The organism is Streptomyces sp. NPDC005576 (assembly GCF_042871745.1).
Classification (GTDB): domain Bacteria; phylum Actinomycetota; class Actinomycetes; order Streptomycetales; family Streptomycetaceae; genus Streptomyces.
This window is the reverse complement of sequence record NZ_JBIAJC010000005.1, coordinates 333382-347055: the sequence shown is the minus strand read 5'-3', so window position 1 is coordinate 347055 and position 13674 is coordinate 333382. Positions and strand designations below refer to the sequence as shown.

Annotated in this window: 11 protein-coding genes and 1 pseudogene; 4 read left to right on the top strand and 8 right to left on the bottom strand. The window is 73.3% G+C overall.

Annotated features, from left to right (window positions below):
• Positions 1 to 116: 116 nt before the first annotated feature.
• Together ACFYPN_RS11605 and ACFYPN_RS11600 are read left to right on the top strand one after the other, a co-directional pair.
• A pseudogene (locus tag ACFYPN_RS11605) lies at positions 117 to 512 on the top strand (cysteine hydrolase family protein); the annotation flags it as partial.
• A 237-nt stretch (positions 513 to 749) separates the two neighbouring features.
• The gene (locus ACFYPN_RS11600) at positions 750 to 1370 is read left to right on the top strand and encodes a class I SAM-dependent methyltransferase (RefSeq protein WP_389297937.1); all 621 of its coding nucleotides are present in this window, start codon (positions 750 to 752) and stop codon (positions 1368 to 1370) included.
• A 30-nt stretch (positions 1371 to 1400) separates the two neighbouring features.
• On the opposite strand, the gene ACFYPN_RS11595 is transcribed toward ACFYPN_RS11600, so the two are convergent.
• The 8 genes from ACFYPN_RS11595 to ACFYPN_RS11560 form a co-directional block, all read right to left on the bottom strand.
• Entirely contained in the window at positions 1401 to 2033 is a 633-nt protein-coding gene (locus tag ACFYPN_RS11595) for a Uma2 family endonuclease (RefSeq protein ID WP_389297821.1), read from the bottom strand.
• Between the two features lie 181 nt (positions 2034 to 2214).
• Positions 2215 to 3333: a phosphoserine transaminase gene (serC, locus tag ACFYPN_RS11590; RefSeq protein ID WP_389297820.1), complete on the bottom strand. Its 1119-nt coding sequence runs from the start codon at positions 3331 to 3333 to the stop codon at positions 2215 to 2217.
• Between the two features lie 108 nt (positions 3334 to 3441).
• Entirely contained in the window at positions 3442 to 4650 is a 1209-nt protein-coding gene (locus ACFYPN_RS11585) for a cytochrome P450 (protein ID WP_389297935.1), read from the bottom strand.
• 56 nt (positions 4651 to 4706) lie between these two features.
• Positions 4707 to 5966: a cytochrome P450 gene (locus ACFYPN_RS11580; protein WP_358762521.1), complete on the bottom strand. Its 1260-nt coding sequence runs from the start codon at positions 5964 to 5966 to the stop codon at positions 4707 to 4709.
• Positions 5963 to 6619, bottom strand: coding sequence for an ATP/GTP-binding protein (locus ACFYPN_RS11575; RefSeq protein WP_358762520.1), 657 nt, complete (start codon positions 6617 to 6619; stop codon positions 5963 to 5965). Before ACFYPN_RS11575 ends, ACFYPN_RS11580 begins: the two co-directional genes overlap by 4 nt.
• Entirely contained in the window at positions 6600 to 6971 is a 372-nt protein-coding gene (locus ACFYPN_RS11570) for a DUF742 domain-containing protein (protein WP_358762518.1), read from the bottom strand. The genes ACFYPN_RS11575 and ACFYPN_RS11570 overlap by 20 nt, the downstream gene beginning before the upstream one ends.
• Positions 6971 to 7417, bottom strand: coding sequence for a roadblock/LC7 domain-containing protein (locus ACFYPN_RS11565; RefSeq protein WP_358762516.1), 447 nt, complete (start codon positions 7415 to 7417; stop codon positions 6971 to 6973). The genes ACFYPN_RS11570 and ACFYPN_RS11565 overlap by 1 nt, the downstream gene beginning before the upstream one ends.
• A complete protein-coding gene (locus ACFYPN_RS11560; protein WP_358762514.1) occupies positions 7414 to 9153 on the bottom strand; it encodes an ATP-binding protein in 1740 nt (579 codons plus the stop codon). The genes ACFYPN_RS11565 and ACFYPN_RS11560 overlap by 4 nt, the downstream gene beginning before the upstream one ends.
• Before the next feature lie 334 nt (positions 9154 to 9487).
• Here ACFYPN_RS11560 and ACFYPN_RS11555 point away from each other — a divergent pair, with 334 nt between their 5' ends.
• Complete coding sequence (locus ACFYPN_RS11555) at positions 9488 to 12403, top strand: FAD-binding and (Fe-S)-binding domain-containing protein (RefSeq protein WP_358762512.1); 2916 nt, start codon at positions 9488 to 9490, stop codon at positions 12401 to 12403.
• 124 nt (positions 12404 to 12527) lie between these two features.
• Positions 12528 to 13670, top strand: coding sequence for a serine hydrolase domain-containing protein (locus tag ACFYPN_RS11550; protein WP_358762510.1), 1143 nt, complete (start codon positions 12528 to 12530; stop codon positions 13668 to 13670).
• Positions 13671 to 13674: the final 4 nt, after the last annotated feature.

Below are 13674 nucleotides of genomic sequence, written 5' to 3'. Positions count from 1 at the left end.
AGGACCACCCGGCTGCGGCCGGGCGGTCCGGTGGGGCCTTCCCCGCCGAGGGGCGCGACGAGAGCCGTGCCAAGTCCGGCGCCCGGGATGGCCCCGTGGCCCTACGCTCTCCTCCCATGCCGAACACCTCCGCGCTCCTCGTCATCGACATGCAGAACGATCCGGTGGCCATCGCCCACCGGGCCGCCGAGACCGTTGCCACCATCGCCGCGCTGCGCCAACGCGCAGCGGAGGCAGGGACGTTGATCGTCACCGTGCAGGACGGCGGCGGTGGTCTGCAAGTCGGCTCCGACGGCTGGCAGGTCGTGCCCGAACTCGCCCCCGGCGCCGGGGAGACGGTCCTGCGCAAGACCGCCCCGGACAGTTTCCTCGGTACGGGCCTCGACGGCCTGCTGAGGGCGCACGGAGTCACCGAGGTGGTCATCACCGGGTTCGCCACCGAGATCTGCGTGGACACCACCGCGCGCTCCGCGCTGAGCCACGGCTACGACCTGGTGCTGGTGGCGGACGGCCACACCACCTCCGTGCGGGGCGCCGGCGAAGACGCGTACGCCGCTCCCGACCGGGCGATCGCGCACCACAACGAGATCTTCCGGAACCTCCGCCACCCCGGCCGGAGCAGCCGGGTGCGATACGCCTCGGAGGTGGACTTCGGACACCTCGGACAGCCGGGACCCACCGGCCCCGAGCCCCGAACCGGCCCGGCCGAGCCCGAGTCCGTACGCGCCACCCGAGCTTCGTACGACGTCATGGCGGCCGAGTACTCCGCACGGTTCCGCGCCGAGCTGGACGCCAAGCCGCTGGAACGGGCGCTGCTCGCCGGCTTCGTCGAGCTGGTACGGGAGACGGGCGGCGGCCGGCCGCTCGCCGATGTCGGGTGCGGTACCGGCCGGATCACCGGCCACCTGCACGGGCTCGGCGCCGACGCGTTCGGAATCGACCTGTCACCCGGAATGCTCGCGGTGGCGCGGGCCGAACACCCCGGCATCCGGTTCGAGGAGGGCTCGATGCTCGCGCTCGACCTGCCGGACGGGTCACTCGGCGGGCTGCTCGCCTGGTACTCGGTCATCCACATCACCGACGCCCTGCTCCCGGCCGTCTTCGCCGAGTTCCACCGGGTACTGGCCCCGGGAGCGCACGTCCAACTCGGCTTCCAGGTCGGCGACGAGACCCGCCACCGCACCGACGCGTGGGGCCGCCCGATCGCCCTCGACTTCCGCCGCCGTCTCCCCGAGACGGTCGCGGCCCTGCTCATCGCGGCGGGCTTCGAGACCCGGGCGCGTACGGTGCGCGAGGCCGACACCGGGGGCGACTTCCCCGAGCCGACCCCGCAGGGGTTCGTCCTGGCACGGAAGCCCAGCGCCGGATGACCCCGGCCTGCTCGCGCGCGAGCGGTGCGGTCAGTCGGTCGGGGACGCGGCTTCGGCCGTACGGCTGCCCGCCGCCACGAGCTCCGCCACGTCGAGGACCACCTCGGCACCGATCGACGCGGGCAGGGTGACCGTCTGGCCGGGGGCGTACACCTCGTGCCGGTCGTACGTGGAGCCGCCCGGCTCGGTGAGCACGTGGACCCTGCCGTGCCTGCGGTCCAGGATCACGTAGCCGGGGATCTTGGCCTCGGCGTAGGCGGCCACCTTCAGGTGCAGGTCGCTCCGGTAGTTGCTGGAGGTGACCTCCAGGACGAGACGGAAGACGGCCGGGGCGTAGCAGTGGTTGTCGGCCCGGTGGGCGTCGAAGTCCGCGTCGACGAGTGCGAGGTCCGGGATGACGTAGTCCTGCGGGCCACCGGGGAGCCAGAGCCCGATGCCCTGGAGTACTCGGGATTCCTTGCCGTGCAGGCCCGCTGCCAGGAACGGGACCATGAGGCTGGTGAGGGCGTTGGCGTGCGGGCCGTCAGGGCGTGGAGCCACGGTGATGACGCCTCCGATGATCTCGACGCGGTGACCCGGGAGCTGCTCCGTGAGCCGGTGCGCACTCTCGAGCAGCGACTCCGGCTCATCGTCACAGGGGTACTCGACTGCTGCTGCAGACATGGTGTGCCTCCTGGGACGACTGCTGTCGGGACCATCATCGTAGGAGGGAGCCGGGCCCGGCGTCGCTGAGGACGGACCTCACCCTCCCGAGTGATCCCGCGTACGGCGACGGCCCCGCACACACCCGAGGAAACCAGGGGGTACGGGGCCGTCGTGCGGGCGTGAGCCGGTGCGGTCGCGGTTACAGCTTCTCGATCACGTAGTCGATGCAGGCGGTGAGGGCCTGCACGTCCGCCGGGTCGATCGCCGGGAACATCGCCACGCGCAGCTGGTTGCGGCCCAGCTTGCGGTACGGCTCGGTGTCGACGATGCCGTTGGCGCGGAGCACCTTGGCGACGGCGGCGGCGTCGATGTCGTCCGAGAAGTCGATCGTGCCGATGACCTGCGAGCGCTTCGCGGGGTCGGTGACGAACGGGGTCGCGTGCTTCGAGTCCTCGGCCCAGCCGTAGAGGTTCTGGGAGGAGGCGAGGGTGCGGCCGGTCGCGAAGTCCAGGCCGCCCTGGCCGTTCAGCCACTTCAGCTGCTCGTTCAGCAGGAAGAGGGTGGAGAGGGCCGGGGTGTTGTACGTCTGGTTCTTCGTCGAGTTGTCGATCGCCGTGGGCAGCGAGAAGAACTCGGGGACGTGACGGCCGGAGGCGTGGACGCGCGCCGCGCGCTCCAGGGCCGCCGGGGAGAACGCCGCGATCCACAGGCCACCGTCGGAGGCGAAGGACTTCTGCGGGGCGAAGTAGTAGACGTCCGTCTCGGTGATGTCGACCGGCAGACCGCCGGCGCCCGAGGTGGCGTCCACGAGGACGAGGGCGCCCTCGTCGGCACCGGCGACGCGCTTGATCGGCGCCGCGACACCCGTGGAGGTCTCGTTGTGGGTGAAGGCGTAGACATCGACGCCCTCCTCGGCCCGGGGCTCCGGGTGGGTGCCGGGCTCGGAGGAGATCACGGACGGGTCCGCCAGCCAGGGCGCGAGCTTCGCGGCCTTGGCGAACTTCGAGGAGAACTCACCGAAGTTCAAGTGCTGGGACTTCGTCTCGATGAGACCGTGCGTCGCGACGTCCCAGAACGCGGTGGACCCGCCGTTGCCGAGGACGACCTCGTAACCCTCGGGGAGGGAGAAGAGGCTGCGCACACCGTCACGTACCTCGCCGACCAGGTTCTTGACCGGGGCCTGGCGATGGGACGTACCGAGGAGAGAGGTTCCGGTGGCGGCCAGCGCGTCGAGCGCCTCGGTCCGCACCTTGGAGGGCCCGGCGCCGAAACGTCCGTCGGCGGGCTTGATGTCAGCGGGAATCTGGATGTCAGCCACGACTCGGAGCGTAGTCCCTCGGCGACGGGGCGAAAGACCCTGTCCGTCCGGTGAGACGGGCGCTCCGACCCGTGGACAACACGGCGGCGGTGCGGTAGGCGCGGCTGCTCAGCCCCGGGCGTCCGGCTCCCGGCGCAGGGTGACCGGCAGTTCGAAGAGGTCATTCTGGGTCACGATCGGCTTGTTCCGCAGCTCGGCGGCGGGGACGGCGAGCTCCAGCTCCGGGAAGCGGGCGTAGAGCGCGGGGAGCGCGACGGCCGCTTCCAGGCGGGAGAGCGCGGCGCCGGGGCAGATGTGCGGGCCGTGGCCGAAGGAGAGGTGGCGGTTGGGGGAGCGGGTGAGGTCGAACTCGGCCGCGTCCGGGCCCCACTGCTTCTCGTCCAGGCTCAGCGCGTTGAACGAGACCATCAGCCCCTCGCCCTTCGGCAGCACCCGGTCGCCGATGGTGAGGTCCTCGGTGGCGAAGCGGATGAGGACGTGCGAGGTCGGCGAGGACCAGCGCAGCGTCTCCTCGATCGCGCCCTCCCAGCTCGCCCCGCCGGAGAGCACGAGCGCGCGCTGCTCGGGGTGGGTCTCCAAGGCGACGACGGTGTTCACGATGAGGCTGATGGTGGTCTCGTGACCGGCGGCGATGATCAGCTTCAGGGTGTTGAGGATCTCGTCGTCGGTGAGCCGGTCGCCGTCCTCGGAGGCGTTCAGCAGCGCCCCGGTCAGGTCGTCGGCCGGGGACTTCTTCTTCTCGTCCAGGATGCGCGTGAACAGGCTGTGGATGTCCGCCATCATCTGCGGGACCTCGGCCGGCGGCGTCAGGTTGGAGAAGAACCTGTCGAACAGCTCCTTCATCCGGGGCAGGTCCTCGGTGCCGATGCCCATCAGCTCGCTGATGACGTTCATCGGCAGCGGGTAGGCGAACTCCGCCTTCAGGTCGACCCTCTCGCCCGCCCGGTGCTCGGCGAGCCGGTCCAGCAGCTCGTCGGTGCGGGCCTGGATGGATGCGCGGAGCCGCTCCACCCGGCGGACGGTCAGCGCCTGGGCGACGAGACCGCGCAGCCGGCGGTGCTCGGCACCGTCCGACGTCAGCATGGTCTTCCCGGGGTTGACCAGCCCGATCAGCGGCCAGTCCGGGGCGATCTCGCCGCGCTGCCAGGCGTTCCAGACGTTGATGTCCTTCACCAGGCGCGGATCCGTGAGGGCCGCCTTCGCCTCGGCGTGGTGGGTGACGGCGTAGATGCGGACCCCGCCGGGCAGCTCCACCGGGACGAGCGGACCGGCCGCGTGCAGCCGGGCGCTCTCGCCCCTGAGGTCGCCGACGAACATGTCGAGGACGATGCGCTCGTCGTCGCGCGCGCCGGTCGGTTCGGTGGTCGTCGCGGTCACCGCGTGCCTCCAAGGGCGGGAGTGGGTGTGAAGCGGACAGGCAGTTCCGTCAGCCCGCGCAGCCACGGGGACGGGCGCCGGGCGAGGTCCTCGGCGGGGACCGCGAGATCGACGTCGGGAAGCCGGTCGAGGATCGCCTCGATGCCCGTACGCGCGATGACCTCGGCGGTCTCCTGGGCGGGGAACGGGCAGCGGTGCTCGCCGTGGCCGAAGGAGAGGAAGGCGTTGTTGCCGCCGGTGAGGGCGGAGCCGTCGGTACGTACCTGGGGGTCGGCGTTGGCGGCGGCGACCCCGAGGATCAGCAGGTCACCGGCTTGGATGTGCTTGCCGCCGAGGTGGGTGTCGCGGCTCGCCCACCGCCCCGCGACGTTCTGGGTGGGGGTGTCCTCCCACAGCACCTCGTTCATCGCCTCGGCGACACTGTGCCGGCCGCCGGAGAGCGAGGCGGCGAACCGGTCGTCGGTGAGCATCAGCCGCAGCGAGTTGCCGATCCAGTCGGCGGTCGGCTGGTGTCCGGCGGCGAGCATGACCATGAGGTCCCGGGCGACCTCGTCGGCGGTGAACTCGTCGTTCCCGGCGAGCATCCGGGACGGTACGTCGTCACCGGGCTCGGCGGACCGCTCGCCCACCAGCCCGATGACGGAACCGGCGATGTGGCGCTGGCCGGCGAGGGCGCCGGGCCCACCGTTGATCATGTCGTTCATCGCCCTGACGAGAGCGGGGCCCTGCTCGTCCGGGAAGCCGTACAGCTTGGCGAGGACCCGGACCGGCAGCAGCATCGCGTACTCCGCGATCAGGTCACAGCTGCCCGAGGAGCAGAAGGCGTCGATCAGCTCGTCCGCGAACTCCTCCGTGTACTTGCGGAGTTCGAAGGGGTCGGTGCCCTCCAGTGCTGCACTGATCACCTGCGAACGGCGGCTGTGGCGCTCGCCGACCGTGTAGAGGATCGACGGCTGGTCCTTGCTGATCATCGGGTGCAGGGGCCAGTCGTCGGGGATGTCCGGCCACTGGTTCCAGATCTGCGAGTCCCGGGTGAACAGGGCCGGGTCGGTGGTCACCTGGTGCAGTTCGCGGTAGCCGAGGACGAGCCAGGCCGGTACGTCACCGGGCAGCACGATCGGCGCCACCGGCCCGTGGTCCCGGCGGACCTCCCGGTACAGCTGGTGCGGTTCGGTGGCGAACCGGGGCCCGGACAGCGGTACGGGACCGGGGTCCCCGGCCGCACCCTGGCCGTGGTCGACGGGGCACGCGTTCACGAAGTGGTCTCCGGGGTTCTGCCGGCCGCCTCGGGGGCGCCCGCGAGCGCCCCTTCCGGAGTCCGGGCGCGGGCGGCGGACAGCGCGTGGAGGTGCTCGACCAGCGTGATCAGGACGTACTTGCTGGACGACCGGTCGCGTGCGTCGCACTCCACCAGCGGTACGTCCTCCGAGAGGTCGAGGGCCTCGCGGATCTGCTGCTCGGTGTGGAGCGGGCCGCCGAAGTCGTTGCACGCCACGATGAAGGGCGTGCCGTGGTGCTCCAGGCGGTCGATGGCGTACCAGGAGTCCGCGAGGCGGCGGGTGTCCACCAGGACGACCGCCCCCAGCGTGCCGGAGAAGAGGCGGTCCCAGAGGAACCAGAAACGCTCCTGGCCGGGTGCGCCGAAGAGGTACAGCACCGAGCGCTCGTCCAGGGTGATGCGGCCGAAGTCGAAGGCGACCGTGGTGGACGACTTCGACTGCACGCCGTCGAGGTGGTCGACGGCCTCGCCCGCGCGCGTCATCGTCTCCTCCGTGTTGAGCGGACGTATCTCGCTCACGGAACGGACCATGGTCGTCTTGCCCACGCCGAATCCGCCGACGACGACGATCTTCAGTCCGTTGTCGGCCGTCGCCCGAAGGGCGGCGCGGTCAGAGGTTGCGGAGTCCAACGAGCACCTGTTCCAGGATGTCGGGGTGGGGGAGCCGGTCCGCGACACGGGCGGTACGGGGATGGCGTGCGCTGATCCGGCCGGTGTCGAGCATGTCGCTGAGCATGATGCGGACGATGCCGACGGGCAGTTTCAGGGTCGCGGCGATCTCGACCACCGCGGTGGGGCGCCCGCACATCCGCAGGATCGCGACGTGCTCCGACTGCATGCCGGGGGCCGGCTCGCACTCGGAGACGACGAGCGTCACCAGGTCGAAGGCGTCGGAGTCCGTCCGGCTGCGGCCACCGGTGAGGGTGTAGAGCCGGTCGGGGGAGTCGTCACGACCGGGGCGGGGGCGCGGCGCCGGGGTCATCAGGCGGAGGTTCCCGTGTCGGCGCCCGGCCCGTCGGGCGCGGCGGGCGATTCGCGGGGCGGGGCGACGAGGTGCTCGCCGAGCTGCTCGACCAGCTCGCTCATGTTGTGCCCGACGAGGCCCACGTCGGAGTCCTCGGCGGCGACGACCGCCAGGTGGGCGCCCGTACCGGCCTCCACGATGAAGAGCACCCCGCCGTAGAACTCGGCCATCGCGGACCGTACGCCGCCGGTGCCGTCACCGAACTCGACGGACGCGCCGTGCGAGAGGCTCTGGATGCCCGCGGAGATCGCGGCGAGTTGGTCGGCCTGGTCGACGGAGAGCTCGGGGGTACGGCACAGCTTCAGGCCGTCCCGGGAGAGCACGAGCGCGTGCCGGGCGCCGGGAGTGCGTTCGAGCAGCCCCTCCAGCAGCCAGTTCAGCTTCTCGTCGGTGGTCGCGGTCATCGGGTGTTGCCTTCCGGGAGGGGTGCGTTGGCCCGTACTGCCTGGCTGAAGGTGGAGAAGCGCTCGGCCTGCCTCTTGGCGACGTCGGCCCGCTCCCGGGGGGTCACGGAGTCGACGGGGGCGGTGGCCGTCGCACGGGACTCGGCGGCGGCGAAGGTACGCCCGCGGCGCCGCCGGGGCAGCCCGCTCTCACCGAACTTCGGGAAGGAGCCGGTCGACTCGGCCTCGGACTCGGCGGCGGGCGCGGGGGGTTCGGCCGCGGTCCCGGCTGCGGTCCCGGGAGCGGCGGTGGGTGCGGTCCCGGGGGCGGCGGTGGGCTCGGGCGTCTCGGCCGTCGCTGCGGCCGTGGTCACCGGCTCGGCCGCCTCGGCCGCCTCGGCCGCCATGGGAGCCTCGCCCGGCCGGGCGTCGCCCTCGTGGGGGCCCGCTGCGGAGTGGGTGGGCTCCGGTTCGGGCGTACGGGGCTCGGGCGTAGAGGGCTCGGCTGCGGGCGTACGGGGCTCGGGCGTCCGGAGCTTCGTTACGACGGCCGGGAGCGACGGGGTCGCGGCGCCCTGCGACGTACGCGAGATGAGTTCCTGGGGCAGCATCAGCAGGGCGCCGGTGCCGCCGCGTGCGGAGGGCCGGAAGGAGACCCGCAGGCCGTGCTTGCGGGCGAGGCGGCCGACGACGGCGAGGCCGAGGCGGGTACCGGAGAGCGCGGTGAAGCCCTGGTCGTCCGGGGAGACGGCCTGTTCGGCGCGGCGCAGCTGCACGTCGCTCATGACGAGGCCGCTGTCCTCCACGGTGATCACCACACCGGCCGGTACCTCTTCGACGTACACGTGCACCTCGGCCGTGGGCGGCGAGAAATTGGCAGCGTTGTCGAGGAGCTCCGCGAGCGCGTGCATGACGCCCTCGGCCGCGTGACCGGCGATGGCCACGTCGCTGGTCGAGTGGAGCCGGACGCGCCGGTAGCCGCTGATACGGCCCATCGCGCCGCGCAGGATGGACTCCATCACGATCGGCTTGGCCCACCGGCGCCCGGAGCGCGCGCCGGTCAGGACGGCGACGGAGTCCGCCAGCCGGCCCGCCTGGGCGGTGCGGTGGTCCAGGTGGAGGAGGTCGCCGAGGACGTTCTCGTCGGAGTGCCGGTTCTCCATCTCCCGCAGGTCGGCCAGCATGCTGGTGGCGAGCGCCTGCATCCGGCTCGCCGCGTTGGCGCTCGTCGCGAGGGCGGCGGACCGCTCCCGCTCGGCCTGCGCGAGGCGGGTGGTCAGGGCGGCCTTCTCGGCCGCGAAGCGCTCGCGGTCGGCCTCGTTCTCGGCCGCGCGCCGCTCGGTCTCGGCGGCCAGCCGCTCCTTGGCCGCAGCCGCCTCGGCGGTGGCCCGGGCGAGCGCGGTGGCCGCCTCGGAGGCGGCGCGGGTGGCTGCGGCGCGGGAGGTGGCCTTGATGCGGGCGGCCTCGGCCGTGAAGCGCTGCGCGTCGGCGGAGGCGGAGGACACCAGGCGGGTGGTGTCCTCGGTGAACCTCCGGCTGTCCGCCGCCCGGGCCTCGCGGAGCGCCCGTGCGGCGCCCAGTGCATGGGCGGCGACGGTCGCGGCCACGGTCAGCGCGACCGCTGCCGCACCCGCTCCCCAGGCCAGGGGGGTCCGCACCGAGGCGGGGGCGACGGCGGCGGCCCATACGCACAACGAGCCAGAGACGACTGCCGACACCAGCGCGGTGAGCGCGGTCGACCGGGTTGAGGGGCGCAATCGGAGTCCTCGGGGCGGACGGCACGGGCGGCGCCGACGGGTGGGGCGACGCTCGCTGATCTGGCGGCGCCACTGGTCGGGGCGCCGGCTGATGGGGCGGCGCGGCGGACGCTGCGGGTGGGGGTGGGCGGGACACACGGCCTTCGTCGCGCAGAGTGAGTGGGCCGTAACGACCGGAGCTGATTGGTCCAGCGCAAGTCGTGCTCACTATAGGAGAATTGAGGGTCCTTTTGGGAAGTGATGGTGGTGTTCTCTGTTCGTTCCGTGTTGCGTATGTGACTGTGCGGGCGGTGTTGTCCGAAGAGTGCACGCCCCCGCCCGGCATGCTGGTGCCATGGCCGAACCGCACGCCCCCAGCGACGCCCTGGCCCGGGACCTCCGCTCCGAGGTCCGGGGGGAGACCTCCTTCGACGTGACCTCCCGGGCGCTCACCACCATGGACGCCTCCAACTACCGGCGGGTCCCCCTCGGAGTCGTCGCCCCGCGCGACGCCGACGACGTCACCGCCGCCCTCGCCGTCTGCCGCGCCCACGGAGTACCCGTCGTACCGCGCGGCGGCGGCACCTCCATCGCGGGCCAGGCGACCGGCACCGGCATCGTCCTCGACCTCACCCGGCACCTGAACGCCCTCGTGGCACTGGACCCCGGGTCCCGGACGGCCGTCGTCCAGCCCGGTCTCGTCCTGGACGATCTGCGGGCCGCCGCCGCACCGCACGGACTGACCTTCGGCCCCGACCCCTCCACGCACGGCCGCTGCACCCTCGGCGGCATGATCGGCAACAACTCCTGCGGCGCGCACTCCGTCGCCTGGGGCACCACCGCCGACAACGTCCACGCCCTCACCGTCGCCCGCTACGGCGGCGGCACCCTGCGCCTCGGCCGCGGCTGGGGGCCTGCCGGTGCCGGGGGAGCCCCGGCGGGGCTGCGGGAGTTCGTCGACCGCCACCTCGCCCCGCTCCGCACCGGCTTCCCGGACCTCCCGCGCCGCATCTCCGGGTACGCGCTCGACGCCCTGCTCCCCGAACACCCCGGCGGCCCCGACCTCGCCCGCGCCTTCTGCGGCAGCGAAGGCACCCTCGCCGTCGTCACCGAGGCCACCGTCCGGCTGGTCGAGTCGCCCCCCGCCCGCGCCCTCGCGGTCCTCGGGTACGCGGACGAGCCGGCCGCCGCCGAAGCAGCCGCCGGGCTCCTGCCGTACGGGCCGCTCACCGTCGAGGGCATGGCCGCCGACCTCGTCCGCGAGCCCGCCGGGAGCGCCCGTGGAGCCGCCGGACTCGCCCGCGGGTCCGCCGGGCTGCCGCGCGGCGGTGCCTGGCTCTTCGTGGAGACCGGCGGCGCCACCCCTGCCGAGGCGCGCGACCGGGCCACCCGGATCGTCCGCGCCGCCGACGCGCTCGACGCGGCCGTCGTCACCGACCCCGTCGGACAACGCGCCCTGTGGCGCGTCCGCGAGGACGCCGCCGGAACCGCCACCCGGATGCCCGACGGCACCGAGGCGTGGCCCGGCTGGGAGGACTGCGCGGTACCGCCCGCCCGCCTCGGTGCGTACCTGCGCGAGTTCCGCGCCCTGCTCGCCGCCCACGGCCTGCGCGGAACCCCCTACGGCCACTTCGGCGACGGCTGCATCCACGTCCGCGTCGACTTCGACCTGCGCACCCCGGACGGCATCACCCGCTTCCGCCGCTTCTCCGAGGACCAGGCACGCCTCGTCGTCGCCCACGGCGGATCGCTCAGCGGCGAACACGGCGACGGACAGGCCCGCGCCGAGCTCCTCCCGCTCATGTACGGCGACGAACTCGTCCGCCTCTTCGCCGATTTCAAGGACTTGTGGGACCCGGACGGTGGGATGAACCCCGGCATGCTGGTCCGCCCCGACCCGCTCGACACCAACCTCCGCTTCGACGTCCTGCCCCGCCGCCCGGTCGACGTCGCCTTCGGATACCCCGAGGACGGCGGCGACTTCACGGCGGCCGTCAGCCGCTGCGTGGGCGTCGCCAAGTGCCGTACGACGGCGGCGCCCGGCGCGGGCGTCATGTGCCCCTCTTTCCGCGCCACCGGCGAGGAGCGGCACTCCACGCGCGGCCGGGCCCGGCTGCTGCACGAGATGCTCGCGGGCGAGATCGTCACCGACGGCTGGCGCTCGACGGAGGTCCGCGACGCGCTCGACCTCTGCCTCTCCTGCAAGGGCTGCCGCAGCGACTGCCCGGTCGGCGTCGACATGGCCACGTACAAGGCGGAGTTCCTCCACCACCACTACCGGGGCCGGCTGCGCCCCGCCGCGCATTACGCGATGGGCTCGCTGCCCCGCTGGCTGCGCCTCGCCGCCCCCTTCGCCCCCGCGCTGAACGCCCTCGCCCGGGTGCGCCCGCTCGCCGCGCTCGCCAAACGGCTGGCGGGCATCGCCCCGGAGCGCCCGGTCCCGGTGCTGGCGCGGGAGACCTTCACCCGGTGGTCGGCGGAGCGGCGGGGCCGGTCCGGTGCGGGGTCCGGGGCGGTCGATGCTGCCGCCGGTCCGGTCCTGCTGTGGCCGGACACCTTCACCACGTACCTCTCCCCGCAGGTGGGGCGCGCGGCGGTGCGCGTCCTGGAATCCGCGGCGGAGGCAGGCGGCCGGACCGTGCGCCTCCCGGGGGCGGGGCTGTGCTGCGGACTGACCTACGTCTCCACGGGCCGGCTCGACCGCGCCCGTACGGTCATGCGGCGCACCCTGGACCGGATGGGAGCCTCACTCGGTGAGCCCGTCGTCGTCCTCGAACCGAGCTGCGCCGCCGCCCTCCGGAGCGACCTCCCCGAACTCCTCCCCGACGACCCGCGGGCGGCCGAACTCGGCTCGTCGGTGCGGACCTTGGCCGAGTACCTGGAGGAGTACGCCCCCGGCTGGGAGCCGCCCCGGCTGGACCGTGCGGTGACCGGCCAGACCCACTGCCACCAGCATGCCGTCCTCGGCGACGCGGCGGACCGCCGGTTGCGGGAACGGGCAGCTCTGACCGGCGAGTTGTCCGGCGGATGCTGCGGCCTCGCGGGCAACTTCGGCTTCGAAAAGGGCCACTGGGACGTCTCGGTGGCCTGCGCGGAGGAGCAGCTGCTGCCCGCCGTACGGTCGGCCGCCCCCGGTACGGAGATCCTGGCGGACGGCTTCTCCTGCCGTACCCAACTGGAGCAGCTGGCGGGCGTACGGGCGAAGCACCTGGCGGAAATGCTGGCGGAAGGGCTGGAGAGGCTGGAGGAGCGGGAGGGGCTGGAACAGTGAGGGTGCGGGGGCGGCCCCGGGGAGCACGGGGCCGGAAGGACTCCTTTACCTCTCGCGGCGCCCGGGAGAGGCTGAACGCGGCCCGCCACGACCGGGCGGGGCGGCCGACCTCAGGGGCCATCGCATGACGCACGGCATCACTGTGCACGGCACCGTCGCACCGGGCTTCGAGGGCGTACGCGACACCTTCGGGGAGGTGCTCGCCGAGGACACCACCGAGCCGGGTTCCCAGCTCTCCGTGCGTCTGCGAGGCCGCACCGTGGTGGACCTGTGGGCGGGTGAAGGCATCGGGGCGACCTCGCTGCTCCCCGTCTTCTCGTCCACCAAGGGGGCGGCGCACCTGGTCGTGGCGTTGCTGGTGCAGGACGGAACCCTCGATCTGGACCGCACGGTCGCCTCGTACTGGCCGGGGTTCGCCGCCAACGGCACGGACACGCTGACCCTCCGGGAGCTGCTGGCGCACCGCAGCGGTCTGGTCGGCGCGAGACCCCGGTTCACCGACGAGGAGCTGGCCGACGACCGTCTGGTGGCCGAACGCCTCGTGCGGCAGGAGCCGTTCTGGAAGCCGGGCACCGCGTACGGCTACCACGCCGTGGTGATCGGCGCGCTGACCGGCGAGGTGGTGCGGCGGGCCACCGGCCGGCCGATCCAGGAGCTGTACGAGGAGCGGGTCAGGGCGCCGTACGGAGTGGAGCTCTACCTCGGCCTGCCCGAGGCCCTCGAACCGCGTTTTGTGCCGATCCTGCCGATGGCGCCGACCCCGGAGCAGGCCGCGACGCTGACCGCCTTCCCGCCGGACCCGGAGGGCGTGTTCGCCGCCGCCTTCAACCTCCCCACCGACCTCGCCGGTTGGGGCAACCTTCCGGTGGTGCGCGCGCTCGGCTCGGCGTCGGCGGGGGGCGTGGGGTCCGCACGCGGGCTCGCCCGGATGTACGCGGCGGCCGTGTCCGGGGTGGACGGCGCGGCCCCGCTGCTGACACCGGGCACCGCAGCCGAGTTCGCGCGCCTCTCCTGGCCCGGGACCGACCTGGTGACGGGCGCACAGGACGCCTTCGGGCTCGGCTTCCGGCGGACTTCGGGCCAGCACCCCGCCCTGAGCGACAGCGCGTTCGGCCACTCCGGCGCGGCCGGCTCGCAGGCGTTCGCCGACCCGGAGCAGGGCATCGCGTACGGGTACACCCGCCGCCGGTACGCCTACCCGGGCGGTGAGGCACCGGAGAACGCGCGCCTGGTGGACGCGGTGGTACGGGCGTCCCGGGGCGCCTGACGGG